We start from the raw sequence: 22,901 nt of genomic DNA, 5'->3' as shown, positions 1-22,901 counted from the left end.
ATGCGCCCCCGCCCATGACAACTCCGCAGCGGAGCCGACCCCATGAAAGATTTGGTGAAAGTCCTCAAATCGCAGTCTCAGTCCGACGAGTTCGACGCGATCAAGATTACCCTGGCGTCCCCGGACATGATCCGCTCCTGGTCCTACGGCGAGGTCAAGAAGCCGGAGACCATCAACTACCGTACCTTCAAGCCGGAGCGCGACGGCCTGTTCTGTGCCAAGATCTTCGGCCCGGTGAAGGACTACGAGTGCCTGTGCGGCAAGTACAAGCGCATGAAGCACCGCGGCATCATCTGCGAGAAGTGCGGCGTCGAGGTCACCAAGGCCGCCGTGCGCCGTGAGCGCATGGCCCATATCGAGCTGGCAAGCCCCGTCGCCCACATCTGGTTCCTGAAGTCGCTGCCGTCGCGCATCGGCATGTTCCTGGACATGACCCTGCGCGACATCGAGCGCGTGCTCTACTTCGAGAGCTTCGTGGTCATCGACCCGGGCATGACCACCCTGGAGCGCGGCCAGCTGCTCAACGACGAGCAGTACTTCGAGGCCCTCGAGGAGTTCGGCGACGACTTCGACGCGCGCATGGGCGCCGAGGCGGTGCAGGCGCTGCTCAAGGACATCGACATGGTCGAGGAGATCGAGCGCCTGCGCGAGGAGATCCCCCAGACCAACTCCGAGACCAAGATCAAGAAGCTCTCCAAGCGGCTCAAGCTGCTGGAGGCCTTCGCCAACTCCGGCAACGACCCGGCGTGGATGGTCATGGAGGTGCTGCCGGTGCTGCCGCCGGACCTGCGTCCGCTGGTGCCGCTGGACGGTGGCCGCTTCGCGACCTCCGACCTCAACGACCTCTATCGTCGCGTGATCAACCGCAACAACCGCCTCAAGCGGCTGCTCGACCTCAATGCACCGGATATCATCGTGCGCAACGAGAAGCGCATGCTGCAGGAGGCGGTGGACGCCCTGCTGGACAACGGTCGTCGCGGCCGGGCCATCACCGGCTCCAACAAGCGCCCGCTGAAGTCGCTGGCCGACATGATCAAGGGCAAGCAGGGCCGCTTCCGCCAGAACCTGCTGGGCAAGCGCGTCGACTACTCCGGCCGTTCGGTGATCACCGTCGGCCCGACCCTGCGCCTGCACCAGTGCGGCCTGCCCAAGAAGATGGCGTTGGAGCTGTTCAAGCCGTTCATCTACTCCAAGCTGCAGGCCCAGGGGCAGGCGTCCACCATCAAGGCCGCCAAGAAGATGGTCGAACGCGAGCTGCCCGAGGTGTGGGACATCCTCGCCGACGTCATCCGCGAGCACCCGGTGCTGCTCAACCGCGCCCCGACCCTGCACCGCCTCGGCATCCAGGCCTTCGAGCCGCTGCTGATCGAGGGCAAGGCGATCCAGCTGCATCCGCTGGTGTGTGCCGCCTACAACGCCGACTTCGACGGTGACCAGATGGCGGTGCACGTGCCGCTGACCCTGGAAGCCCAGCTCGAGGCGCGGGCGCTGATGATGGCCACCAACAACGTGCTGTCGCCGGCCAACGGCGAGCCGATCATCGTGCCCTCCCAGGACGTGGTGCTGGGTCTGTACTACATGACCCGCGAGAAGATCAACGCCAAGGGCGAGGGCATGGTGTTCTCCGACCTCAACGAGGTGGAGCGCGCCTTCGGCACCCAGAGCGTCTCCCTGCACGCCCGGGTCAAGGTGCGCCTCGACGAGACGCTGATCGACGAGGAGAGCGGCGAGAAGAGCCACCAGCGCGTGCTGCGCGACACCACCGTGGGGCGTGCACTGCTGTTCCGCATCCTGCCCGAGGGCGTGCCCTTCGAGCTGGTCGACCAGCCGATGAAGAAGAAGGCCATCTCCGGGCTGCTCAACGAGGTGTATCGCCGCGCCGGCCTCAAGCCGACGGTGATCTTCGCCGACCAGCTGATGTACACCGGCTTCCGCCTGGCCACCTGGTCCGGTGCCTCCATCGGCGTCAATGACTTCGTCATCCCGGACGCCAAGGCCGAGATCGTCGAGGCCGCCGAGGAGGAGGTGAAGGAGATCGAGGACCAGTTCTCCTCGGGCCTGGTCACCGCCGGCGAGAAGTACAACAAGGTGATCGACATCTGGTCCAAGGCCAACGACAAGGTGGCCAAGGCGATGATGGCGGGCATCTCCAAGGAGACCGTGGTCAACCGCGAGGGCCAGGAGGTCGAGCAGGACTCCTTCAACAGCGTGTTCATCATGGCCGACTCCGGCGCCCGGGGTAGCGCGGCCCAGATCCGCCAGCTGGCGGGCATGCGCGGCCTGATGGCCAAGCCGGATGGCTCGATCATCGAGACCCCGATCGTCGCCAACTTCCGTGAGGGCCTCAACGTCCTCCAGTACTTCATCTCCACCCACGGCGCGCGGAAGGGCCTGGCGGACACGGCACTCAAGACCGCCAACTCCGGTTACCTGACCCGCCGCCTGGTGGACGTGGCCCAGGACATGGTGATCACCGAGTCCGACTGCGGCACCGAGGAGGGGCTCACCCTGCACCCGGTGATCGAGGGTGGCGACATTATCGTCTCCCTGGCCCAGCGCGTGCTGGGTCGCGTGGTGGCCCAGGACGTGGTCGACCCGAGCGCCGAGGAGGTGCTGATCCCGCGCGGCACCCTGCTCGACGAGAAGTGGTGCGCCGACCTCGACACCATGGGCGTCGACGAGATCGTGGTGCGCAGCCCGATCGCCTGCGCCACCTCCCACGGCGTCTGCTCCGCGTGCTACGGCCGCGACCTGGCGCGTGGTCACCAGGTCAACATCGGCGAGTCGGTGGGTGTCATCGCCGCCCAGTCGATCGGCGAGCCGGGCACCCAGCTGACCATGCGTACCTTCCACATCGGCGGGGCCGCCTCGCGGGCCTCCGCGGTGGACAGCGTCCAGGTCAAGCACGGCGGCAAGGTGCGCCTGCACAACATCAAGTACGTGGAGCGTGACGACGGCAAGCTGGTGGTGGTCTCCCGCTCCAGCGCCCTGGCCGTTGCCGACGAGCATGGCCGTGAGCGCGAGTACTACAAGCTGCCCTACGGCGCCGAGCTCTCCGTGCGCGACGGCGACAGCGTCGAGGCCGGCCAGGCGGTGGCCAAGTGGGATCCGCACACTCACCCCATCGTCGCCGAGGCCGAGGGTACCGTGCAGTACGCCGACATGGACGAGGGCGTCACCATCCACCGCAGCGTGGACGAGATGACCGGCCTCTCCTCCATCGAGGTGATCGAGGCGGCGGCACGCCCCATGGCCGGCCGCGACAAGCGCCCGATGATCCTGCTCGCCGACGAGGCCGGCCAGCCGGTGACCGTCAGCGGTTCCGACACCCCGGTGCAGTACCTGCTGCCCGGCAAGGCGATCGTCACCGCCGACAACGGCGCCCGGATCGGCGTCGGCGAGATCGTCGCGCGTATCCCGGTGGAGGCGTCCGGCAACAAGGACATCACCGGGGGTCTGCCCCGCGTCGCCGACCTGTTCGAGGCGCGCAAGCCGAAGGAGCCGTCGATCCTCGCCGAGATCAGCGGCGTGATCAGCTTCGGCAAGGAGACCAAGGGCAAGCGTCGCCTGACCATCACCCCCGAGGGTGGCGGCGATCCCTTCGAGATGCTGATCCCCAAGTGGCGCCAGATCGCGGTGTTCGAGGGCGAGAGCGTCGAGAAGGGCGAGGTGATCTCCGACGGTCCCAGCAACCCCCACGACATCCTGCGCCTGCTGGGCGTCGCGGAGCTGGCCAAGTACATCACCGCCGAGATCCAGGAGGTCTACCGCCTCCAGGGCGTGGGCATCAACGACAAGCACATCGAGGTGATCGTGCGTCAGATGCTGCGCAAGGTGGAGATCACCGATGCCGGCGACTCCGACTTCATCCCTGGCGACCAGGTGGAGCTGGTGCGGGTGCTGGAGCAGAACGCCCGCCTCGAGAAGGAGGAGCGCTTCCCGGCCAAGTACCAGCGCGTGCTGCTGGGCATCACCAAGGCCAGCCTGGCCACCGAGTCGTTCATCTCCGCGGCCTCCTTCCAGGAGACGACCCGCGTTCTGACCGAGGCGGCGGTGACCGGCAAGCGCGACTACCTGCGCGGCCTGAAGGAGAACGTGGTGGTGGGACGCCTGATCCCGGCCGGTACCGGCCTGACCCACCATGCCGAGCGTCGCCGCAAGCGCGAGGACGCCGAGCGCCTGACCACGCCGTCGGCCTACGACGTCGAGCAGGAGCTGGGCGCCCAGCTCACCGCGCTGGACTCGGACGACGACGAGATCTGACCCCGCCGACACCCGGCGCCCCTCGCGGGGCGCCGGGCTTGACGCGGCGTGGCGTCAGCCAGTAGAATGCGCAGCCTTTAACAGTGGGGCGGGTGCGCCCGAGTCCGCTGTCGAGGCAAGCGCAGTACAGCGCAAGTACAGGAAGGCGAGCGGCTACCTCGCCTCCGCAAGGCAACCCATTGGAGCAATAGATGGCAACGATCAACCAGCTGGTGCGCAAGCCCCGCAAGCGCCCCGTCAGCAAGAGCGACGTGCCGGCGCTGCAGTCTTGCCCGCAGAAGCGCGGCGTCTGCACCCGCGTCTACACCACCACCCCGAAGAAGCCGAACTCGGCCCTGCGTAAGGTGTGTCGTGTGCGCCTGACCAACGGCTACGAGGTCTCTTCGTACATCGGTGGTGAGGGCCACAACCTGCAGGAGCACTCCGTGGTGCTGATCCGAGGCGGCCGCGTCAAGGACCTTCCGGGTGTGCGTTACCACACCGTGCGCGGTGCCCTGGATACCTCCGGCGTGCAGAACCGCAAGCAGGGCCGTTCCAAGTACGGCGCCAAGCGTCCCAAGGCCTGATCGGCCTCGGCGTACGCATCCATCACGAATCGATTTCGGTCTGATAAGAGTAAGGTCGGGCGCCGCCGGTGGCGGGAGTCTCGGGTTTACCTGAAGGACCCTTCAACAGAGGGCTTATCATGCCTAGAAGAAGAGTTGCGGCCAAGCGCGAGATCCTGCCGGATCCCAAGTTCGGAAGCGAGCGTCTGGCGAAGTTCATGAACCACCTGATGATCAGCGGCAAGAAGTCCGTAGCTGAGCGCATCGTCTATGGTGCGCTGGACAGGGTTGCCGAGCGCAGTAATGAAGAGCCGCTGGAGATCTTCGACAAGGCGCTGGAGACCATCCAGCCCATGGTCGAGGTGAAGTCACGCCGCGTCGGCGGCGCGACCTATCAGGTGCCGGTCGAGGTGCGTCCCTCGCGCCGTCAGGCCCTGGCCATGCGCTGGCTGGTGGACGCCGCCCGTCGTCGCGGCGAGAAGACCATGGTGCAGCGCCTGGCCGGCGAGATGCTCGATGCCGCCGAGGGCAAGGGCTCCGCGGTCAAGAAGCGTGAAGACGTGCATCGCATGGCGGAAGCCAACAAGGCCTTCTCGCACTATCGCTTCTAAGTGCACCGCTAAGCGCGCTTCTCAACGCATCGCCAACCAACGGGGAGTTCCACCGTGGCTCGCAAGACTCCGCTAAATCGCTACCGCAACCTGGGTATCGTCGCCCACGTCGATGCCGGCAAGACCACCACGACCGAGCGCGTGCTGTTCTACACCGGCATCAACCACAAGCTGGGCGAGACCCACGAAGGTGCCTCCACCACCGACTGGATGGAGCAGGAGCAGGAGCGTGGTATCACCATCACCTCCGCTGCCGTCACCACCTTCTGGAAGGGCATGAACCACCAGTTCGACGAGCACCGCATCAACATCATCGACACCCCCGGGCACGTCGACTTCACCATCGAGGTGGAGCGTTCCCTGCGGGTCCTCGACGGTGCCGTGGTGGTGCTGTGCGGCTCGTCCGGCGTCCAGCCGCAGACCGAGACCGTGTGGCGTCAGGCCAACAAGTACGAGGTGCCGCGCCTGGTGTTTGTCAACAAGATGGACCGCACCGGCGCCGATTACTTCATGGTCGTCGAGCAGCTCAAGGAGCGTCTCGGTGCCAACGCCGTGCCGATCCAGATCAACTGGGGCACCGAGGAGGACTTCAAGGGCGTCATTGATCTCATCGAGATGAAGGCGATCCTGTGGAACGAGTCCGACTTCGGCGCCACCTATGACCTCGTCGACATCCCCGCCGAGCTCCAGGAGACCGCGGAGAAGTATCGCGAGCAGATGGTCGAGGCCGCCGCCGAGGCGTCCGAAGAGCTCATGGACAAGTACCTCGAAGAGGGCGAGCTGACCAAGGAAGAAATCAAGGCCGGCCTGCGTCGTCGCACCCTGGACAACGAGATCGTGCTGGTCACCTGCGGCTCGGCGTTCAAGAACAAGGGCGTGCAGGCGGTGCTGGACGCCGTGGTCGACTACCTGCCGTCGCCCACCGAGGTGAAGGCCATCGAGGGCGAGCTGGACGACAAGGAAGGCACCGTCGCCACCCGCGAGGCGGACGACAACGCGCCCTTCGCGGCCCTGGCGTTCAAGATCGCCACCGACCCCTTCGTCGGCACCCTGACCTTCATCCGGGTCTACTCCGGCGTGCTCAACTCCGGTGACAGCGTCTACAACTCCGTCAAGCAGAAGAAGGAGCGCGTGGGCCGTCTCGTCCAGATGCACGCCAACTCCCGCGAGGAGATCAAGGAAGTGCGTGCCGGCGACATCGCCGCCTGCGTCGGCCTCAAGGACGTCACCACCGGTGACACCCTGTGCGACCAGGACAACAAGATCGTCCTGGAGCGCATGGAGTTCCCGGACCCGGTGATCTCCGTGGCAGTGGAGCCGAAGTCCAAGGCCGACCAGGAGAAGATGGGCGTGGCCCTCGGCAAGCTGGCCCAGGAGGATCCCTCCTTCCAGGTGCGTACCGACGAGGAGACCGGCCAGACCATCATCTCCGGCATGGGTGAGCTGCACCTCGACATCATCGTCGACCGCATGCGTCGCGAGTTCAAGGTCGAGGCCAACATCGGCAAGCCGCAGGTCGCGTATCGCGAGACCATTCGCGGCACGGTGGAGCAGGAAGGCAAGTTCGTGCGTCAGTCCGGTGGTCGCGGCCAGTACGGCCACGTCTGGCTGCGCATCGAGCCGCTCACCGCGGAAGACAAGGGCGAAGATGAAGAGATGCACTTCAAATTCGCTTCCGAGATCGTCGGCGGCGTGGTTCCCAAGGAATACGTGCCGGCCGTCGAGAAAGGGGCCTACGAGCAGCTGCAGAACGGTGTCATCGCGGGCTACCCGATGATCGACGTCAAGGTTACGCTGTACGATGGTTCCTACCACGACGTGGACTCCAACGAGACCGCGTTCAAGGTCGCTTCTTCCATGGCAGTCAAGGAAGGTGCCAAGAAGGCCAAGGCGGTGCTGCTGGAGCCGGTGATGAAGGTCGAGGTCGTGACTCCCGAGGAGTTCATGGGTGACGTCATGGGCGACCTGAACCGCCGTCGCGGGCTGGTATCGGGCATGGATGATTCGCCCTCCGGCAAGGTCATCCGCGCCCGGGTTCCGTTGGCTGAGATGTTCGGTTACGCGACCGATCTGCGTTCTCAGACCCAGGGCCGCGCAAGCTACGTCATGGAGTTTGCGGATTACGAAGAGGCGCCGTCCAGCGTCGTTGAAGCCGTCATCAACCAAAACGGTTAACCGTTAGCTAACGTAAAGAGGTTATAGCAGTGGCTAAGGAAAAATTTGAGCGTTCCAAACCGCACGTCAACGTCGGCACCATCGGTCACGTCGACCACGGCAAGACCACTCTGACTGCGGCCCTGACCCGCGTCTCCGCCGAGGTGTTCGGTGGCGACTGGCGCGAGTTCGATACCATCGACAACGCTCCGGAAGAGCGTGAGCGTGGTATCACCATCGCGACCTCCCACGTGGAGTACCAGTCCGAGGAGCGTCACTACGCCCACGTCGACTGCCCGGGACACGCTGACTACGTCAAGAACATGATCACCGGTGCCGCCCAGATGGACGGCGCGATCCTGGTGGTGTCCGCCGCCGACGGCCCCATGCCGCAGACCCGCGAGCACATCCTGCTGTCTCGCCAGGTCGGCGTGCCGTACATCGTCGTGTTCCTGAACAAGGCCGACATGGTCGACGACGAGGAGCTGCTCGAGCTGGTCGAGATGGAAGTTCGTGAGCTGCTGAGCGAGTACGACTTCCCGGGTGACGACACCCCGATCATCACCGGCTCCGCCCTGATGGCCCTGGAAGGCAAGGACGACAACGGCATGGGCACCACCGCCGTTGCCAACCTGATCAAGGCCCTGGACGAGTACATCCCGGAGCCGGAGCGTGCCATCGACCAGCCGTTCCTGATGCCGATCGAGGACGTGTTCTCCATCTCCGGTCGCGGCACCGTGGTCACCGGCCGCGTCGAGCGCGGCATCATCAAGGCCGGCGAGGAAGTCGAGATCGTCGGTATCAAGGACACCACCAAGACTACCGTCACTGGTGTCGAGATGTTCCGCAAGCTGCTCGACGAAGGTCGTGCCGGTGAGAACGTCGGCGCCCTGCTGCGCGGCACCAAGCGTGACGAGGTCGAGCGTGGCCAGGTCTTGGCTAAGCCGGGCACCATTACCCCGCACACCGTGTTCGAGGCCGAGGTGTACGTGCTGAGCAAGGACGAGGGTGGTCGTCACACCCCGTTCTTCAAGGGCTACCGTCCGCAGTTCTACTTCCGTACCACCGACATCACCGGTACCTGTGAGCTGCCGGAAGGCGTCGAGATGGTGATGCCGGGCGACAACGTCAAGATGGTTGTCACCCTGATCGCCCCGATCGCCATGGACGAAGGCCTGCGCTTCGCCATCCGCGAAGGCGGCCGCACCGTCGGCGCCGGCGTCGTGGCCAAGATCGTCCAGTAAGCTCAGGCGCTGAGATGATCGAAGGGGGCTCCCGTGGAGCCCCCTTTCTGCGCACCGCGGGGAGTGTTTGACACTCATCCGCGGCGCGCCTATAATGCGCATCCTTTGAATGCGTGGGTAGGCGGCACGCGCCGTCGACTTCCATTGGAGTTAGGGCTAATGCAGAACCAGAAGATTCGCATTCGGTTGAAGGCCTTCGACCATCGCCTGATCGACCAGTCCGCGGCGGAGATTGTGGAAACCGCCAAGCGTACCGGCGCCCAGGTGCGGGGTCCGATCCCTCTGCCGACTAACCGCGAGCGCTATACCGTGCTGATCTCGCCGCACGTCAACAAGGACGCGCGCGACCAGTACGAGATTCGCACGCACAAGCGCGTGCTCGACATCGTCGAGCCGACGGAGAAGACCGTCGATGCCCTGATGAAGCTCGACCTCGCCGCCGGCGTGGACGTGCAGATCAAGCTCGACTGATCACCTGACACTAGACACCGCGGCCCAGCGCTCGGCACGACGCCCGAGCAGCAGCCGCCGCGCCGTGAGGCGCCACACAACGTGCTAGTGGAATGCTCTGGAAAGGGCAGCCATAGCGGGTGATAGCCCCGTACACTATAGGAGATAGAGAATGACTATCGGTTTAGTCGGCAAGAAGGCCGGGATGACCCGTGTCTTCACCGAAGATGGCGCCTCAGTGCCCGTAACCGTGATCGAGGTTGAGCCGAACCGTGTCACCTGCGTCAAGACCGTCGAGTCCGACGGCTACGCGGCGGTTCAGGTCACAACCGGCTCCCGCAAGGCCAAGCACCTGTCGAAGTCTCAGGCGGGACAGTTCGCCAAGGCAGGTATCGAGGCCGGTCGTTCGCTGATGGAGTTCCGCCTGGCAGAAGGCGACGAGGCTCCGGAAGTGGGCGGCGAACTCACCGTATCCCTCTTCGAAGCTGGTCAGAAGATCGACGTGACCGGCAGCTCCAAGGGCAAGGGCTTCCAGGGCGCCGTCAAGCGCTGGAACTTCCGCACCCAGGACAACAGCCACGGTAACTCCCTGTCGCACCGCGCGCCGGGCTCCATCGGTATGTGCCAGACCCCGGGACGCGTGTTCAAGGGCAAGAAGATGGCCGGCCAGATGGGCAACGTGCGTTGCACCGTCCAGAGTCTCGAAGTCGTCCGCGTCGATGCCGAACGTAACCTGCTGCTGGTCAAGGGCGCCGTGCCCGGTGCTACCGGCAGTGACGTCATCGTGCGCAGCGCCGTGAAAGCTGGCTGAAGGGGAACTTACCGATGAATCTGAATCTTGCTGCCGGCGCCGGCTCCGTCGAGCTGTCCGACGCCACCTTTGGCAAAGAATTCAACGAAGCGCTCGTGCACCAGGTCGTCACCGCCTACCTGGCCGGTGGTCGCCAGGGCACCCGCGCCCAGAAGAACCGTTCCGACGTACGTGGCGGCGGCAAGAAGCCGTGGCGCCAGAAGGGCACCGGTCGTGCCCGCGCCGGTACCATCCGCTCCCCGCTGTGGCGCAGTGGCGGCGTGACCTTCGCAGCTCGTCCCCAGGACTACACCCAGAAGGTCAACCGCAAGATGTACCGTGCGGCGATGCGCTCCATCCTCTCCGAGCTGGTCCGTCAGGAGCGCCTAGTGGCCGTCGAGGAGATCACCGTCGACGCCCCCAAGACCAAGCAGCTGGTCGCCAAGCTCAATGAGCTGGGCCTGGAGAAGGCGCTGATCGTCACCGAGGAGGTCGACGAGAAGCTCTACCTGGCCGCCCGTAACATCCCCAACGTGGATGTGGTCGACGTGGCCGCCGCCGATCCGGTGAGCCTGGTCGCCTTCGACAAGGTGCTGGTCACCGTCTCCGCCCTGCGCAAATTCGAGGAGAAGCTGGCATGAACCAGGAGCGTGTATTCAAGGTGCTGCTCGGTCCGCACGTGACCGAGAAGGCCGCCATGGCTGCCGAACGCAACCAGTACGTGTTCAAGGTGGCCGGCGACGCGACCAAGCCCGAGATCAAGAAGGCCGTCGAGGCCCTGTTCGGCAAGAAGGTCGACCGCGTTCAGACGCTGAACGTCAAGGGCAAGACCAAGCGCACCGCGCACGGTCTGGGTCACCGCAAGGGGTATCGCAAGGCCTACGTCACGCTGGCCGCCGGCGAGACCCTTGAAGACTTCTCTGGCGCCGAATAAGGGCAGGAGTACGGATAATGGCAATCGTCAAGACCAAACCCACATCCGCCGGTCGTCGCCACCTGATCAAGGTCGTGAACGACGAGCTGCACAAGGGCAAGCCCTACGCGCCCCTGCTCGAGAAGCAGTCACGCAGCGGCGGTCGTAACAACAACGGTCGCATCACCACCCGCCACGTGGGCGGTGGTCACCGTCAGCACTACCGGGTCATCGATTTCAAGCGCACCAAGGATGGCGTCCCCGCCATCGTCGAGCGCCTCGAGTACGATCCCAACCGTAGCGCCCACATCGCGCTGCTCAAGTACGTCGACGGCGAGCGTCGCTACATCATCGCCCCCAAGGGCGTGAGCGCCGGCGACCGCCTCGAGTCCGGCGTCAACGCGGCGATCAAGAAGGGCAACGCCCTGCCGCTGCGCAACATCCCGCTGGGTTCCACCGTGCACTGCATCGAGCTCAAGCCCGGCAAGGGCGCGCAGATCGCTCGCAGCGCCGGCACCAGCGCCCAGCTGGTCGCCCGTGAAGGCAACTACGCCACCCTGCGCCTGCGCTCCGGCGAGATGCGCAAGGTGCTGAGCGAGTGCCGCGCGACCCTGGGGGAAGTGAGCAACTCCGAGCACAGCCTGCGTCAGCTTGGCAAGGCCGGTGCGAAGCGCTGGAAAGGTGTGCGTCCGACCGTTCGCGGCGTGGCCATGAACCCGGTGGATCACCCGCACGGTGGTGGTGAAGGCCGCACCAGCGGGGGTCGTCATCCGGTGACACCGTGGGGCGTGCCCACCAAGGGCCACAAGACCCGCAAGAACAAGCGCACCGACAAGCTGATCGTTCGTCGCCGCAAGGCCAAGTAACACACTTTAAGAGGTAACGGCTGTGCCACGTTCACTGAAGAAAGGTCCCTTTATCGACCTTCATCTGCTGAAGAAGGTTGAGGCTGCAGTGGAGAAGAACGACCGCAAACCGATCAAGACATGGTCGCGTCGTTCCATGATCCTGCCCAACATGGTCGGGCTCACCATTGCGGTCCATAACGGTCGCCAGCACGTCCCGGTGCATGTCTCCGAGGAAATGGTTGGCCACAAGCTGGGCGAATTCGCTGCTACCCGCACCTATCGCGGCCATGCGGCGGACAAGAAAGCCAAACGGTAAGCCAGAGAGGATTGAGAGATGGAAGTCACCGCTAAGCTGCGTGGCGCTCGTTTATCCGCCCAGAAGGCCCGTTTGGTGGCTGACCAGGTGCGCGGTAAACCGGTCGCCGAAGCGCTGGACCTGCTGACCTTCTCACCGAAGAAGGCCGCCAAGCTGGTCAAGAAGGTGCTGCAGTCCGCCATCGCGAACGCGGAAGAAAACAACGGCATGGATATCGACGAGCTGCGTGTCTCGACCATCTGCGTCGATGAGGGCATGACGCTCAAGCGTATCAAGCCGCGTGCCAAGGGCCGCGCGGATCGTATCTTGAAGCGCACCTGCCACATCACCGTCAAGGTAGCCGAGAAGTAGGAGTCGACCAGATGGGTCAGAAAGTCAATCCAACAGGCATCCGCCTGGGTATCGTCAAGGACCATACCTCGGTCTGGTACGCCGAGCGCGGCGCCTATGCCGACAAGCTGAACAACGACCTCGAGGTGCGTCGCTTCCTGGAGGAGCGTCTGAAGAACGCCTCCGTGAGCAAGATCACCATCGAGCGTCCTGCCAACAACGCCCGCATCACCATTCACACCGCCCGTCCGGGCATCGTGATCGGCAAGAAGGGCGAGGACGTCGACCGTCTGCGCCGCGAGGTCACTGCGATGATGGGCGTGCCCGTGCACGTCAACATCGAGGAAGTGCGCAAGCCCGAGCTGGACGCTCAGCTCGTGGCACAGAACATTGCCGGCCAGCTCGAGCGCCGCGTGATGTTCCGTCGCGCCATGAAGCGCGCCGTACAGAACGCCATGCGCCTGGGCGCTGGCGGCATCAAGGTGCAGCTCTCCGGCCGCCTCGGCGGTGCCGAGATCGCCCGCACCGAGTGGTATCGCGAAGGTCGTGTTCCGCTGCACACCCTGCGTGCGGACATCGACTACGCCACCTACGAGGCCAAGACCACCTACGGCATCATCGGTGTCAAGGTCTGGGTCTTCAAGGGTGAGATCCTCGGGGGCATCGAAGAGGTCCGCGCCAAGGCGAAGCAGCCTCAGGCCGCGCCCTCCAAGAAGAAAGGTTCCAGGTAAGGGGAGAGCGAGTCGATGTTACAACCCAAGCGCATGAAGTTCCGCAAGATGCAGAAGGGCCGCAACCGTGGCCTGGCGCATCGCGGCAGCAAGGTGAGCTTCGGCGAGTATGGCCTCAAGGCCACTGGTCGCGGTCGCATCACCGCCCGTCAGATCGAAGCCGGTCGCCGTGCGATCACCCGTCACGTCAAGCGTGGCGGCAAGATCTGGATCCGGGTCTTCCCGGACAAGCCGATCTCCAAGAAGCCCCTCGAGGTCCGTATGGGTAAGGGCAAGGGCTCTGTCGAGTACTGGGTCGCGCAGATCCAGCCCGGCCGGATCCTCTACGAGATCGAAGGCGTGTCCGAGGAGCTGGCACGCGAGGCCTTCGGCCTGGCGGCACAGAAGTTCCCGGTCTCCACCACCTTTGTGAAACGGACGGTGATGTGATGAAAGCCCAGGAAATCCGTGAAAAGTCAGTCGACGAGTTGAACGATCAGCTCCTCGAACTCCTCCGCGAGCAGTTCAACCTGCGCATGCAGAAGGCCACCGGCCAGCTCAGCCAGACGCATCTGCTCAAGCAGGTTCGTCGGGACATCGCCCGGGTGAAGACTGTGCTCAACGAGAAGGCAGGTGACTGAGATGGCCGAAGAGAAGAAAACCCGTACGCTCACCGGCAAGGTGGTGAGCGACAAGATGGACAAGTCCATCGTCGTGATGATCGAGCGCCGCGTGCGGCACCCGATCTACGGCAAGTACGTAAAGCGCTCCACCAAGCTGCACGCCCATGACGAGGCGAACCAGGCGAAGGCCGGTGACACGGTCTCCATCCAGGAGTGCCGTCCGCTGTCCAAGACCAAGTCCTGGACGCTGGTCGAGGTGGTCGAGCAGGCCAAGGGCTAAGGCTCACGCCTGCAGTCAGATTAGGTTTGGAGAAAACCGATGATTCAGACTCAGACAATGCTGGATGTCGCCGACAACAGCGGGGCGCGCCGGGTGCAGTGCATCAAGGTGCTGGGCGGTTCACACCGTCGCTACGCCCACGTTGGCGACGTCATCAAGGTCACGGTGAAGGAAGCCATTCCGCGCGGCAAGGTCAAGAAGGGCCAGGTGCTGAAGGCGGTGGTCGTCCGCACCCGCAGCGGTGTCCGTCGTCCCGACGGTTCGCTGATTCGCTTCGACGGAAATGCGGCGGTTCTGTTGAACAACACCAACGAACAGCCGATCGGCACCCGTATCTTCGGGCCGGTGACCCGTGAGCTTCGCAACGAGAAGTTCATGAAGATCATTTCCTTGGCGCCTGAAGTGCTGTAAGGAGCGAGGCGGATATGCAAAAGATCAAACGTGACGATGAAGTGATCGTCATCGCCGGCAAGGACAAGGGCAAGCGCGGCACCGTCAAGCGCGTCCTCAAGGACGACCGCTTCGTCGTGTCCGGTGTGAACATGATCAAGCGTCACACCAAGCCCAACCCCATGGCGGGTAACCAGGGCGGTATCGTCGAGCGCGAGGCTCCGATTCACGCGTCCAACGTGGCCATCTTCAACCAGGAGACCGGTAAGGCGGATCGCGTCGGCTTCCAGGTTCAGGAAGACGGTACCAAGGTACGTATCTACAAGTCGACGCAGACGCAGATCGACGCCTAACGCGAGTCGGGTAGCAAAATGGCGAACTTGAAAGAACGTTATCAGAACGAGGTGGTGGCTCAACTCAAAGAGCAGTTCAGCTACGCCAACGTGATGCAGGTGCCCCGGATCACCAAGGTGACTCTGAACATGGGCATCGGCGAGGCGACCAGCGACAAGAAGCTGATCGAGAATGCCATCGGTGACCTGGAGAAGCTCTCCGGTCAGAAGCCGATGGTGACCAAGGCACGCAAGTCCATCGCGGGCTTCAAGGTGCGTGAAGGCTGGCCGATCGGGATCAAGGTGACCCTGCGCTCTGAGCGCATGTGGGACTTCCTCGATCGCCTGGTGAATATCGCGATCCCCCGCGTTCGTGACTTCCGTGGTCTCAACCCGAAGTCCTTCGACGGTCGTGGCAACTACTCCATGGGGGTGCGTGAGCAGATCATCTTCCCGGAGATCGAGTATGATAAGATCGACCGGATTCGTGGTCTGGATGTCACCATCACCACCACCGCCAACACCGATGAAGAAGGTCGTGCGCTGCTGAGCGCGCTGAACTTCCCGTTCAAGAAATAAGGGTGGGATCATGGCAAAGAAAAGCATGGTAGAGCGCGAGCTGAAGCGCACCAAGCTGGTGGAGAAGTACGCCGCCAAGCGTGCCCAGCTCAAGGCGATCATCCAGGACGTGAACGCTTCCGACGAAGAGCGCTTCGATGCGCAGCTCAAGCTGCAGCAGCTGCCGCGTGACTCCAGCCCGGTGCGTCAGCGTAACCGCTGCCGTGTCACCGGCCGTCCGCACGGCTTCTACAACAAGTTCGGCCTCGGCCGCAACAAGCTGCGTGAAGCCGCCATGCGTGGCGACGTTCCCGGACTCAAGAAGTCCAGCTGGTAACGCCACGTAGAAACATCAGGAGCGCAACGTAAATGAGCATGCAAGACACTCTGGCGGATATGTTCACCCGTATCCGCAATGCGCAGCAGGCCACCAAGGAGACGGTCACCATGCCGTCCTCCAAGCTGAAGGTCGAGGTGGCCCGCGTGTTGAAGGAAGAGGGTTACATCAACGACTTCGCGGTGTCCGAGAGCGCCAAGCCCGAGCTGACCGTGACCCTCAAGTACTTCGAGGGCAAGCCGGTCATCGAGCACATCCAGCGAGTTTCCAAGCCGTCCCTGCGCCAGTACAAGGGCAAGGACGCGCTGCCGAAGGTCGCCGATGGCCTGGGTATCGCTATCGTCACCACCTCCAACGGGGTGATGACCGATCGCGCGGCTCGCAAGGCCGGTGTCGGTGGCGAAGTCATCTGCACCGTATTCTAGGAGTTTGGAATGTCCCGCGTAGCCAAATATCCGGTAAAAGTGCCCGCTGGCGTCGAGATCAAGCTCGACGGTGACCAGCTGACCGCCAAGGGCGGCCAGGGCACCCTGTCCCTGACCATCCACCCTGACGTGGTGGTGGCTCAGGAGGAGGGTCAGCTGACCTTCGCCCCCAGCGAGTCCGCCAAGAGCTGGGCCATGGCCGGTACCACCCGTGCCCTGGTGCAGAACCTGGTGACCGGTGTGAGCGAAGGCTTCACCAAGTCCCTCGAAATCATCGGCGTCGGTTATCGTGCCCAGGCCAAGGGCCAGACGCTCAATCTGTCACTGGGCTTCTCGCACCCGGTCGAGTACACGCTGCCTGAGGGTGTCACGGCGGAAACGCCCAAGAACACCCAGATCGTGCTGAAGAGCGCGGACAAGCAGCGCCTCGGTCAGGTCGCCGCGGAAATCCGCGCCTTCCGTCCGCCCGAGCCCTACAAGGGCAAAGGTGTCCGGTACGCCGACGAGCAGGTGCGTCGCAAAGAAGCCAAGAAGAAGTAAGGCAGGGTTATGAACGCGAAGAAAGAATCTCGTCTCCGTCGTGCCCGCCGCGCTCGCGCCAAGATCCGCGAGCTGGGCGTGTATCGCCTGTGCGTCAACCGTACCCCGCGCCACATCTACGCGCAGATCATCTCGCCGGATGGTGGCAAGGTCCTGGCCAGCGCTTCCACGCTGGACAAGGCCCTGCGCGAGGGTGCGACCGGCAATGCCGACGCCGCCGCCAAGGTGGGCGCACTGATTGCCGAACGCGCCAAGGAAGCGGGCATCACCCAGGTAGCCTTCGATCGCGCCGGTTTCAAGTACCACGGCCGCGTCAAGGCCCTGGCCGACGCCGCTCGTGAAGGCGGCCTGGAATTCTAAAGGGTTTTACGATGGCGAAGAACGAACAGCAAAGCGGCGACCTCCAGGAGAAGCTGGTCCAGGTCAACCGTGTTGCCAAGGTGGTCAAGGGTGGCCGTATCTTCGGTTTCACCGCCCTGACCGTCGTGGGTGACGGTAAGGGTCGTGTCGGCTTCGGCCGCGGCAAGGCGCGTGAGGTGCCGGTCGCGATCCAGAAGGCGATGGACCAGGCGCGTCGCAACATGGTCAAGGTGCACCTCACCGGCGGCACCCTGCAGTACCCGGTCAAGGCCCGTCACGGCGCCTCCAAGGTGTACATGCAGCCCGCCTCCGAGGGTACCGGCATCATCGCCGGCGGCGCCATGCGCTCCGTGCTGGAGCTGGCCGGTGTCCACGACGTGCTGGCCAAGTGCTACGGCTCGACCAACCCGGTGAACGTGGTGCGGGCGACCGTCAAGGGCCTGACCGCCATGCAGTCGCCGGAAGACATCGCCGCTAAGCGCGGTCTGCCTGTCGAAGCGATTACGGGGTGAGCACCATGGCAGCAACGATCAAGGTTACCCAGACCCGCAGCACCATCGGCGTGCTGGCCAAGCACAAGGCCACCATGAAGGGCCTCGGCCTGCGCCGCATTGGTCACACGGTTGAACTGGAAGACACCCCCGCCGTGCGCGGCATGATCCACAAGGTCAACTACCTTGTGCGCGTTGAGGGAGAGTAATCCATGAAACTCAATAGCCTGAGCCCGGCACCGGGCTCCAAGCACGCCGAGAAGCGCGTCGGTCGTGGCATCGGCTCCGGTCTGGGCAAGACCGGTGGCCGCGGCCACAAGGGCCAGAAGTCGCGCAGCGGCGGCAGCGTCAAGCCCGGCTTCGAGGGCGGTCAGATGCCGCTGCAGCGGCGTCTGCCCAAGTTCGGCTTCACCTCCGCGAAGTCGCTGGTCTCCGAGGAAGTGCGCCTGGCCGAGCTGGCCAAGGTCGCCGGTGACGAGGTCACCCTCGAGACCCTGAAGCAGGCCAACGTGCTGAAGGACGCCACGCAGCATGCGAAGGTGATCCTCTCCGGCGAACTGAACAAGGCGGTCACCGTCCGCGGTCTCAAGGTCACCAAGGGTGCCCGTGCCGCGATCGAGGCCGCCGGTGGCAAGGTAGAGGACTAAATGGCGAAGTCAGGAAACATGCCGGCGATGGGCAGCGGTCTGAGTGAACTGTGGGCGCGTCTGCGCTTCGTGCTCCTCGCCATCGTGGTGTACCGCATCGGTGCCCACATCCCCGTGCCCGGTATCAATCCTGACCAGCTTGCTGCCTTGTTCAGGGAGCAGCAGGGCACCATCCTGGGCATGTTCAACATGTTCTCGGGTGGCGCCCTGGAGCGCATGAGCATCATGGCGCTGGGCATCATGCCCTATATCTCGGCGTCGATCATCATGCAGCTGCTGACTGCCGTCTCGCCCCGCCTCGAGCAGCTCAAGAAGGAGGGCGAGGCCGGTCGACGCAAGATCAGCCAGTACACCCGCTACGGCACTGTGGTCCTGGCGCTGGTCCAGGCCACCGGCATGTCGGTGGGCCTGGCCAGCCAGGGCATCGCCTACACCGCCGACTTCAGCTTCTACTTCACCGCCATCGTCACCTTCGTGACCGGTGCGGTGTTCCTGATGTGGCTGGGCGAGCAGATCACCGAGAAGGGGATCGGCAACGGCATCTCGCTGCTGATCTTCGCCGGTATCGTGGCGGGCCTGCCCGGCGCGGTCGGCCAGGCCTTCGAGCTGGCCCGCAACGAAGGCGCGTGGAACGTGCTGCCGCTGCTGGCCCTCTCGGTGCTCGGCGTGGCCACCGTGGCCCTGGTGGTGTTCATCGAGCGCGGCCAGCGCCGCATCACGGTGAACTACCCGCGGCGCCAGGTCGGCAACAAGATGTATGCCGGCCAGAGCAGCTACCTGCCCCTGAAGGTGAACATGGCCGGCGTCATTCCGGCCATCTTCGCCTCCAGCATCCTGCTGTTCCCGGCCTCGCTGGGGCAGTGGGTGGGTGCCGGTGACGGCCTCGAGTGGCTGCAGCGGGCGTCCCAGGCCCTGGGCCCGGGCCAGCCGCTGTACATCTTGCTTTTTGCCGCGGCGGTGGTATTCTTCTGCTTCTTTTACACAGCGCTGGTCTTCAATCCCAAGGACGTCGCCGACAACCTTAAGAAGTCGGGTGCCTTCCTGCCGGGGATTCGTCCTGGCGAGCAGACCGCTCGCTACGTCGACAAGGTCATGACCCGTCTGACCCTGTTCGGCGCCTTGTACATCACTGCGGTTTCCCTGATGCCCCAGTTCCTGATCGTGGCGTGGAACGTGCCGTTCTTCTTCGGCGGTACCTCGCTGCTGATCGTGGTGGTGGTCATCATGGACTTCATGGCCCAGGTGCAGTCGCACCTCATGTCGCACCAGTACGAGTCGGTGATGAAGAAGTCCAACCTGAAAGGCTACGGCGGTGGCGGCATCATGCGCTGAGGCGCCGCCCGTCGAACTGGCGCGTCGCGGCCCTCCGGGCTGCCTCGCAGGCCGACTTTGGAGATGGAACGATGAAAGTTCGAGCTTCCGTGAAGAAAATGTGCCGCAACTGCAAGATTATCCGTCGCAATGGCGCCGTCCGCGTCATCTGCACGGAGCCGCGGCACAAGCAGCGCCAGGGCTGATCCCCTTACGCTGTGCTGAACCGGGTGCCGGCATGCCCCTTGCCCTTCGCAGGGTAAAGGGGTATGCTGTTGCGCCTTTTGTAGTAGACCAACGAGCAAGCCGCTCACATATTCGGAGTAAGCTGATGGCCCGTATTGCAGGCGTCAATATCCCGGACAACAAGCATGCGGCGATCTCGCTGACCTATATCTTCGGGATTGGCCGCACTCGTGCACAGGACATCTGTGCCGCGTCCGGCATCGCGCCGACCACCAAGATCCAGGAACTGTCATCCGAAGAGATCGACACCCTGCGTTCCGAGGTCGGCAAGTATACCGTTGAAGGTGACCTTCGTCGTGATGTGACGCTGAACATCAAGCGTCTCATGGACCTGGGTTGCTACCGTGGTCTGCGTCATCGTCGTAGTCTTCCGCTGCGTGGTCAGCGTACGAAGACCAATGCGCGTACCCGCAAGGGCCCGCGCAAGCCGATCCGCAAATAACACGCACGTTCTGGCGTAAAGACAGGAAGAAACATCAACATGGCTAACCCGCGTAGCAATCGCAAGAAGGTTAAAAAGCAGGTAGTGGATGCCGTCGCGCATATCCACGCCTCTTTTAACAACACGATCATTACGATCACAGACCGCCAGGGCAACGCCCTTTCCTGGGCGACAGCCGGTGGTTCGGGTTTTCGTGGTTCTCGCAAGAGCACCCCGTTCGCTGCTCAAGTGGCAAGCGAGCGTGCAGCGACCGCTGCAGCCGAGTATGGTGTGAAAAACGTCGACGTGCTGGTCAAGGGCCCCGGTCCTGGCCGTGAATCCGCCGTGCGCGCGCTCAACGCCGCCGGCTTCCGCGTGCAGAGCATCACCGACGCGACGCCCATTCCCCACAATGGCTGCCGTCCGCCGAAGAAACGCCGCGTTTAAGGAGACAGATTCATGGCTCGTTACATTGGACCGAAGTGCAAACTGTCTCGTCGTGAGGGGACCGACCTCTTCCTGAAGAGCGGTGTCACTCCCTTCGAGAAGAAGTGCAAATCCGAGCAGATCCCGGGTGTGCACGGCCAGCGTCGTCAGCGTATTTCCGAATACGGCTTGCAGCTTCGCGAGAAGCAGAAAGTGCGCCGCATGTACGGCGTGCTCGAGAAGCAGTTCCGCAACTACTACAAGGAAGCGGCCCGTCTCAAGGGCGCGACCGGCGAGGTGTTGCTGCAGCTTCTCGAATCCCGACTGGACAACGTCGTCTACCGCATGGGCTTTGGCTCCACGCGCGCCGAGGCGCGTCAGCTGGTCAGCCACAAGGCCATCGCCGTGAACGGCAAGACCGTCAACGTGGCCTCCTACCAGGTCAAGCCCGGTGACGTCGTCTCCGTTCGCGAGAAGGCGAAGAATCAGGCGCGCATCCAGAACGCCCTGGCCCTGGCCGCCAACCGCGGCGACGTGGCCTGGATCGAGATCGATGCCAAGAAGATGGAAGGCACCTTCAAGGCGCTGCCCGAGCGCGGCGACCTGACTGCCGACATCAACGAGGCCCTGATCGTCGAGCTGTACTCCAAGTAAGCGCTGCTAGCGCCCGGCCCCTTCGCGGGGGCCGGCTCAGAGTACCCAGTATCCGTTTGGCAGCCTGAAAGGTGTTCATATGCAGCGTTCAGTGACAGAGTTTCTTCGCCCGCGCGACATCAAGGTCGAAGAGATCAGCGCACACCACGCGAAGATCGTGCTCGAGCCCTTCGAGCGTGGCTTCGGCCACACCCTGGGCAACGCCCTGCGCCGCATCCTGCTCTCGTCCATGCCCGGCTGCGCCGTGGTGGAGGCCGAGATCGGCGGCGTCGAGCACGAGTACAGCGCGATCGAGGGCGTTCAGGAAGATGTCATCGAGATCCTCCTGAACCTCAAGGACGTGGCGATCAAGATGCATAGCCGCGACGAGGCGGTGCTCTCGCTGAACAAGCAGGGCCCGGCCGTCGTGACCGCAGGGGATATCGCCCTCGACCACGACGTCGAGATCGTCAACCCCGACCACGTCATCGCCCACGTCAACGAGGGCGCCGAGCTGAAGATGCAGCTCAAGGTGGCGCGCGGCCGCGGCTACGAGCCGGCGGACGCCCGCGTCGGTGCCGACGACGAGTCTCGTGCTATCGGCCGCCTGCAGCTGGATGCGACCTTCAGCCCCGTGCGTCGGGTCTCCTACAGCGTCGAGGCCGCGCGTGTCGAACAGCGCACCGACCTCGACAAGCTGATCATCGACTTGGAGACCGACGGCACCCTGGATCCCGAGGAGGCGATCCGTCGCAGCGCGACCATCCTGCAGGATCAGCTGGCCGCGTTCGTCGACCTGGAAGCCGACAAGGAACAGGAAGTGGAGGAGGAAGAGGATCATATCGATCCGATCCTGCTGCGCCCCGTAGACGATCTCGAGTTGACCGTTCGCAGCGCCAACTGCCTGAAGGCCGAGAACATCTACTACATCGGCGATCTGATCCAGCGCACCGAGGTGGAGCTGCTGAAGACGCCGAACCTCGGCAAGAAGTCCCTGAACGAGATCAAGGACGTCCTGGCAGCGCGCGGTCTCTCCCTGGGCATGCGGCTGGAGAACTGGCCGCCGGCTAGCCTGAAGGACGACAAGGCCTCCGCGTGAGCGCCGACTCGAGTCCCAGTTTGGTAAGGAATCACAACCATGCGTCATCGTAAGAGTGGTCGTCACCTCAATCGTACGAGCTCGCATCGCCAGGCCATGTTCAAGAACATGAGCGTGTCGCTGATCGAGCACGAGGTCATCAAGACAACCCTGCCCAAGGCCAAGGAGCTGCGTCGCGTCATCGAGCCGCTCATCACCCTGGCCAAGCAGGACAGCGTCGCCAACCGTCGTCTGGCCTTCAGCCGCACCCGCTCCAAGGAAGCGGTCGGCAAGCTCTTCAACGAGCTGGGTCCGCGTTACGCCGAGCGTCCGGGCGGTTACGTCCGTATCCTCAAGTGCGGCTTCCGCACCGGCGACAACGCGCCCATGGCCTTCGTCGAACTCGTCGATCGCCCGATCGTCGAGGAGGCCGAGGACGCCGCTGAGGAGTGATCCTCGCCGCGCCCGGCTTCGGCAAGCGCTGAAAGCAGAACCGGCCCCCTCGGGGGCCGGTTTTTTTATTGAGCAGCAAGTGGCAAGGCTGGCCTGCGGCCAGTTTCAAGTGGCAAGGAACCCCGAGAAGGGCTTCTGGGTAGTCGGCGTATGCTGCCTTGCTCCTTGCTCCTTGC

The 22,901-nt window shown here is 63.9% G+C and carries 33 protein-coding genes; all 33 read left to right on the top strand.

Annotated features, from left to right (window positions below):
- Positions 1-42 precede the first annotated feature (42 nt).
- The 33 genes from rpoC (at position 43) to rplQ (ending at position 22,725) form a co-directional block, all read left to right on the top strand.
- Positions 43-4,263, top strand: a complete 4,221-nt coding sequence (gene rpoC, locus Q673_RS35400; RefSeq protein ID WP_031218883.1) for a DNA-directed RNA polymerase subunit beta' — start codon at positions 43-45, stop codon at positions 4,261-4,263.
- A 191-nt stretch (positions 4,264-4,454) separates the two neighbouring features.
- The gene (gene rpsL, locus Q673_RS35395) at positions 4,455-4,829 is read left to right on the top strand and encodes a 30S ribosomal protein S12 (RefSeq protein ID WP_023007555.1); all 375 of its coding nucleotides are present in this window, start codon (positions 4,455-4,457) and stop codon (positions 4,827-4,829) included.
- Between the two features lie 119 nt (positions 4,830-4,948).
- Positions 4,949-5,419, top strand: a complete 471-nt coding sequence (gene rpsG / locus Q673_RS35390) for a 30S ribosomal protein S7 (protein WP_023007554.1) — start codon at positions 4,949-4,951, stop codon at positions 5,417-5,419.
- A 54-nt stretch (positions 5,420-5,473) separates the two neighbouring features.
- On the top strand, positions 5,474-7,594 hold the full coding sequence (gene fusA / locus Q673_RS35385) for an elongation factor G (protein ID WP_023007553.1): 2,121 nt from the start codon (positions 5,474-5,476) through the stop codon (positions 7,592-7,594).
- A 29-nt stretch (positions 7,595-7,623) separates the two neighbouring features.
- Positions 7,624-8,817, top strand: coding sequence for an elongation factor Tu (tuf, locus tag Q673_RS35380; protein WP_023007552.1), 1,194 nt, complete (start codon positions 7,624-7,626; stop codon positions 8,815-8,817).
- Positions 8,818-8,976: 159 nt separating this feature from the next.
- Positions 8,977-9,288 carry a 30S ribosomal protein S10 gene (rpsJ, locus tag Q673_RS35375; RefSeq protein WP_021819602.1) on the top strand — a complete coding sequence of 104 codons (312 nt, stop codon included), beginning with the start codon at positions 8,977-8,979 and terminating at the stop codon, positions 9,286-9,288.
- A 151-nt stretch (positions 9,289-9,439) separates the two neighbouring features.
- Entirely contained in the window at positions 9,440-10,078 is a 639-nt protein-coding gene (rplC, locus tag Q673_RS35370; RefSeq protein WP_023007551.1) for a 50S ribosomal protein L3, read from the top strand.
- Positions 10,079-10,092: 14 nt separating this feature from the next.
- Positions 10,093-10,698, top strand: a complete 606-nt coding sequence (gene rplD / locus Q673_RS35365; RefSeq protein WP_023007550.1) for a 50S ribosomal protein L4 — start codon at positions 10,093-10,095, stop codon at positions 10,696-10,698.
- A complete protein-coding gene (gene rplW, locus Q673_RS35360; RefSeq protein WP_023007549.1) occupies positions 10,695-10,991 on the top strand; it encodes a 50S ribosomal protein L23 in 297 nt (98 codons plus the stop codon). The genes rplD and rplW overlap by 4 nt, the downstream gene beginning before the upstream one ends.
- A 17-nt stretch (positions 10,992-11,008) precedes the next feature.
- The gene (gene rplB, locus Q673_RS35355) at positions 11,009-11,836 is read left to right on the top strand and encodes a 50S ribosomal protein L2 (protein WP_023007548.1); all 828 of its coding nucleotides are present in this window, start codon (positions 11,009-11,011) and stop codon (positions 11,834-11,836) included.
- A 22-nt stretch (positions 11,837-11,858) separates the two neighbouring features.
- Complete coding sequence (rpsS, locus tag Q673_RS0118870; protein ID WP_009098993.1) at positions 11,859-12,134, top strand: 30S ribosomal protein S19; 276 nt, start codon at positions 11,859-11,861, stop codon at positions 12,132-12,134.
- 18 nt (positions 12,135-12,152) lie between these two features.
- On the top strand, positions 12,153-12,485 hold the full coding sequence (rplV, locus tag Q673_RS35350) for a 50S ribosomal protein L22 (protein ID WP_010626471.1): 333 nt from the start codon (positions 12,153-12,155) through the stop codon (positions 12,483-12,485).
- Between the two features lie 11 nt (positions 12,486-12,496).
- A complete protein-coding gene (gene rpsC / locus Q673_RS35345; protein ID WP_023007546.1) occupies positions 12,497-13,195 on the top strand; it encodes a 30S ribosomal protein S3 in 699 nt (232 codons plus the stop codon).
- A 15-nt stretch (positions 13,196-13,210) separates the two neighbouring features.
- On the top strand, positions 13,211-13,624 hold the full coding sequence (rplP, locus tag Q673_RS35340; protein WP_023007545.1) for a 50S ribosomal protein L16: 414 nt from the start codon (positions 13,211-13,213) through the stop codon (positions 13,622-13,624).
- Entirely contained in the window at positions 13,624-13,815 is a 192-nt protein-coding gene (gene rpmC, locus Q673_RS35335) for a 50S ribosomal protein L29 (protein WP_023007544.1), read from the top strand. The genes rplP and rpmC overlap by 1 nt, the downstream gene beginning before the upstream one ends.
- Position 13,816: 1 nt before the next feature.
- Positions 13,817-14,077 (top strand): 30S ribosomal protein S17, encoded by a 261-nt coding sequence (rpsQ, locus tag Q673_RS35330; protein WP_023007543.1) that lies wholly within the window; start codon positions 13,817-13,819, stop codon positions 14,075-14,077.
- 39 nt (positions 14,078-14,116) lie between these two features.
- On the top strand, positions 14,117-14,488 hold the full coding sequence (gene rplN / locus Q673_RS35325) for a 50S ribosomal protein L14 (RefSeq protein WP_023007542.1): 372 nt from the start codon (positions 14,117-14,119) through the stop codon (positions 14,486-14,488).
- A gap of 14 nt (positions 14,489-14,502) precedes the next feature.
- Entirely contained in the window at positions 14,503-14,820 is a 318-nt protein-coding gene (gene rplX / locus Q673_RS35320) for a 50S ribosomal protein L24 (protein ID WP_023007541.1), read from the top strand.
- A gap of 18 nt (positions 14,821-14,838) precedes the next feature.
- Positions 14,839-15,378 carry a 50S ribosomal protein L5 gene (rplE, locus tag Q673_RS35315; protein ID WP_023007540.1) on the top strand — a complete coding sequence of 180 codons (540 nt, stop codon included), beginning with the start codon at positions 14,839-14,841 and terminating at the stop codon, positions 15,376-15,378.
- Between the two features lie 10 nt (positions 15,379-15,388).
- Positions 15,389-15,694, top strand: coding sequence for a 30S ribosomal protein S14 (rpsN, locus tag Q673_RS35310; protein ID WP_031218882.1), 306 nt, complete (start codon positions 15,389-15,391; stop codon positions 15,692-15,694).
- A gap of 32 nt (positions 15,695-15,726) precedes the next feature.
- Positions 15,727-16,119 carry a 30S ribosomal protein S8 gene (gene rpsH, locus Q673_RS35305; RefSeq protein WP_023007538.1) on the top strand — a complete coding sequence of 131 codons (393 nt, stop codon included), beginning with the start codon at positions 15,727-15,729 and terminating at the stop codon, positions 16,117-16,119.
- A 9-nt stretch (positions 16,120-16,128) separates the two neighbouring features.
- Positions 16,129-16,659 carry a 50S ribosomal protein L6 gene (gene rplF, locus Q673_RS35300; protein ID WP_023007537.1) on the top strand — a complete coding sequence of 177 codons (531 nt, stop codon included), beginning with the start codon at positions 16,129-16,131 and terminating at the stop codon, positions 16,657-16,659.
- Positions 16,660-16,668: 9 nt separating this feature from the next.
- Positions 16,669-17,019 (top strand): 50S ribosomal protein L18, encoded by a 351-nt coding sequence (gene rplR, locus Q673_RS35295; RefSeq protein ID WP_023007536.1) that lies wholly within the window; start codon positions 16,669-16,671, stop codon positions 17,017-17,019.
- 11 nt (positions 17,020-17,030) lie between these two features.
- The gene (rpsE, locus tag Q673_RS35290) at positions 17,031-17,531 is read left to right on the top strand and encodes a 30S ribosomal protein S5 (RefSeq protein ID WP_023007535.1); all 501 of its coding nucleotides are present in this window, start codon (positions 17,031-17,033) and stop codon (positions 17,529-17,531) included.
- A gap of 5 nt (positions 17,532-17,536) precedes the next feature.
- Entirely contained in the window at positions 17,537-17,719 is a 183-nt protein-coding gene (gene rpmD / locus Q673_RS35285) for a 50S ribosomal protein L30 (RefSeq protein ID WP_016419098.1), read from the top strand.
- Between the two features lie 3 nt (positions 17,720-17,722).
- Positions 17,723-18,157 carry a 50S ribosomal protein L15 gene (rplO, locus tag Q673_RS35280; RefSeq protein ID WP_023007533.1) on the top strand — a complete coding sequence of 145 codons (435 nt, stop codon included), beginning with the start codon at positions 17,723-17,725 and terminating at the stop codon, positions 18,155-18,157.
- Complete coding sequence (gene secY, locus Q673_RS35275) at positions 18,158-19,489, top strand: preprotein translocase subunit SecY (RefSeq protein ID WP_031218881.1); 1,332 nt, start codon at positions 18,158-18,160, stop codon at positions 19,487-19,489.
- 71 nt (positions 19,490-19,560) lie between these two features.
- Positions 19,561-19,674: a 50S ribosomal protein L36 gene (rpmJ, locus tag Q673_RS36315; protein WP_031384759.1), complete on the top strand. Its 114-nt coding sequence runs from the start codon at positions 19,561-19,563 to the stop codon at positions 19,672-19,674.
- A gap of 125 nt (positions 19,675-19,799) precedes the next feature.
- Positions 19,800-20,156 carry a 30S ribosomal protein S13 gene (gene rpsM / locus Q673_RS35270; protein WP_023007531.1) on the top strand — a complete coding sequence of 119 codons (357 nt, stop codon included), beginning with the start codon at positions 19,800-19,802 and terminating at the stop codon, positions 20,154-20,156.
- A gap of 39 nt (positions 20,157-20,195) precedes the next feature.
- The gene (gene rpsK, locus Q673_RS35265) at positions 20,196-20,582 is read left to right on the top strand and encodes a 30S ribosomal protein S11 (RefSeq protein WP_013331014.1); all 387 of its coding nucleotides are present in this window, start codon (positions 20,196-20,198) and stop codon (positions 20,580-20,582) included.
- A 12-nt stretch (positions 20,583-20,594) separates the two neighbouring features.
- On the top strand, positions 20,595-21,215 hold the full coding sequence (gene rpsD, locus Q673_RS35260; RefSeq protein ID WP_023007530.1) for a 30S ribosomal protein S4: 621 nt from the start codon (positions 20,595-20,597) through the stop codon (positions 21,213-21,215).
- 79 nt (positions 21,216-21,294) lie between these two features.
- Positions 21,295-22,293: a DNA-directed RNA polymerase subunit alpha gene (locus Q673_RS35255; protein ID WP_023007529.1), complete on the top strand. Its 999-nt coding sequence runs from the start codon at positions 21,295-21,297 to the stop codon at positions 22,291-22,293.
- Between the two features lie 39 nt (positions 22,294-22,332).
- Positions 22,333-22,725, top strand: a complete 393-nt coding sequence (gene rplQ / locus Q673_RS35250; RefSeq protein WP_023007528.1) for a 50S ribosomal protein L17 — start codon at positions 22,333-22,335, stop codon at positions 22,723-22,725.
- Positions 22,726-22,901 lie beyond the last annotated feature (176 nt).

This window comes from Halomonas sp. PBN3, from assembly GCF_000475415.1.
In the GTDB taxonomy this organism is placed as follows: Bacteria; Pseudomonadota; Gammaproteobacteria; order Pseudomonadales; family Halomonadaceae; genus Halomonas; species Halomonas shengliensis.
This window is presented reverse-complemented; position numbering and strand designations above follow the sequence as displayed.

What these genes read in the sequence shown, in the direction of transcription:
- rpsN (WP_031218882.1), top strand. Translation starts at nt 15,389, where the DNA reads ATGGCAAAGAAAAGCATGGTAGAGCGCGAGCTGAAGCGCACCAAGCTG.
- rpoC (WP_031218883.1), top strand. Translation starts at nt 43, where the DNA reads ATGAAAGATTTGGTGAAAGTCCTCAAATCGCAGTCTCAGTCCGACGAG.
- rplP (WP_023007545.1), top strand. Translation starts at nt 13,211, where the DNA reads ATGTTACAACCCAAGCGCATGAAGTTCCGCAAGATGCAGAAGGGCCGC.
- rpsC (WP_023007546.1), top strand. Translation starts at nt 12,497, where the DNA reads ATGGGTCAGAAAGTCAATCCAACAGGCATCCGCCTGGGTATCGTCAAG.
- rpmD (WP_016419098.1), top strand. Translation starts at nt 17,537, where the DNA reads ATGGCAGCAACGATCAAGGTTACCCAGACCCGCAGCACCATCGGCGTG.
- rplN (WP_023007542.1), top strand. Translation starts at nt 14,117, where the DNA reads ATGATTCAGACTCAGACAATGCTGGATGTCGCCGACAACAGCGGGGCG.
- rplB (WP_023007548.1), top strand. Translation starts at nt 11,009, where the DNA reads ATGGCAATCGTCAAGACCAAACCCACATCCGCCGGTCGTCGCCACCTG.
- rplF (WP_023007537.1), top strand. Translation starts at nt 16,129, where the DNA reads ATGTCCCGCGTAGCCAAATATCCGGTAAAAGTGCCCGCTGGCGTCGAG.
- rpsL (WP_023007555.1), top strand. Translation starts at nt 4,455, where the DNA reads ATGGCAACGATCAACCAGCTGGTGCGCAAGCCCCGCAAGCGCCCCGTC.
- rpmC (WP_023007544.1), top strand. Translation starts at nt 13,624, where the DNA reads ATGAAAGCCCAGGAAATCCGTGAAAAGTCAGTCGACGAGTTGAACGAT.
- rplX (WP_023007541.1), top strand. Translation starts at nt 14,503, where the DNA reads ATGCAAAAGATCAAACGTGACGATGAAGTGATCGTCATCGCCGGCAAG.
- rplC (WP_023007551.1), top strand. Translation starts at nt 9,440, where the DNA reads ATGACTATCGGTTTAGTCGGCAAGAAGGCCGGGATGACCCGTGTCTTC.
- Q673_RS35255 (WP_023007529.1), top strand. Translation starts at nt 21,295, where the DNA reads ATGCAGCGTTCAGTGACAGAGTTTCTTCGCCCGCGCGACATCAAGGTC.
- rpsH (WP_023007538.1), top strand. Translation starts at nt 15,727, where the DNA reads ATGAGCATGCAAGACACTCTGGCGGATATGTTCACCCGTATCCGCAAT.
- rpsJ (WP_021819602.1), top strand. Translation starts at nt 8,977, where the DNA reads ATGCAGAACCAGAAGATTCGCATTCGGTTGAAGGCCTTCGACCATCGC.
- rpsG (WP_023007554.1), top strand. Translation starts at nt 4,949, where the DNA reads ATGCCTAGAAGAAGAGTTGCGGCCAAGCGCGAGATCCTGCCGGATCCC.
- rplE (WP_023007540.1), top strand. Translation starts at nt 14,839, where the DNA reads ATGGCGAACTTGAAAGAACGTTATCAGAACGAGGTGGTGGCTCAACTC.
- rpsK (WP_013331014.1), top strand. Translation starts at nt 20,196, where the DNA reads ATGGCTAACCCGCGTAGCAATCGCAAGAAGGTTAAAAAGCAGGTAGTG.
- rpsE (WP_023007535.1), top strand. Translation starts at nt 17,031, where the DNA reads ATGGCGAAGAACGAACAGCAAAGCGGCGACCTCCAGGAGAAGCTGGTC.
- rpsM (WP_023007531.1), top strand. Translation starts at nt 19,800, where the DNA reads ATGGCCCGTATTGCAGGCGTCAATATCCCGGACAACAAGCATGCGGCG.
- rplO (WP_023007533.1), top strand. Translation starts at nt 17,723, where the DNA reads ATGAAACTCAATAGCCTGAGCCCGGCACCGGGCTCCAAGCACGCCGAG.
- rplR (WP_023007536.1), top strand. Translation starts at nt 16,669, where the DNA reads ATGAACGCGAAGAAAGAATCTCGTCTCCGTCGTGCCCGCCGCGCTCGC.
- secY (WP_031218881.1), top strand. Translation starts at nt 18,158, where the DNA reads ATGGCGAAGTCAGGAAACATGCCGGCGATGGGCAGCGGTCTGAGTGAA.
- rpsD (WP_023007530.1), top strand. Translation starts at nt 20,595, where the DNA reads ATGGCTCGTTACATTGGACCGAAGTGCAAACTGTCTCGTCGTGAGGGG.
- rplD (WP_023007550.1), top strand. Translation starts at nt 10,093, where the DNA reads ATGAATCTGAATCTTGCTGCCGGCGCCGGCTCCGTCGAGCTGTCCGAC.
- rplQ (WP_023007528.1), top strand. Translation starts at nt 22,333, where the DNA reads ATGCGTCATCGTAAGAGTGGTCGTCACCTCAATCGTACGAGCTCGCAT.
- rplW (WP_023007549.1), top strand. Translation starts at nt 10,695, where the DNA reads ATGAACCAGGAGCGTGTATTCAAGGTGCTGCTCGGTCCGCACGTGACC.
- rplV (WP_010626471.1), top strand. Translation starts at nt 12,153, where the DNA reads ATGGAAGTCACCGCTAAGCTGCGTGGCGCTCGTTTATCCGCCCAGAAG.
- rpsQ (WP_023007543.1), top strand. Translation starts at nt 13,817, where the DNA reads ATGGCCGAAGAGAAGAAAACCCGTACGCTCACCGGCAAGGTGGTGAGC.
- rpmJ (WP_031384759.1), top strand. Translation starts at nt 19,561, where the DNA reads ATGAAAGTTCGAGCTTCCGTGAAGAAAATGTGCCGCAACTGCAAGATT.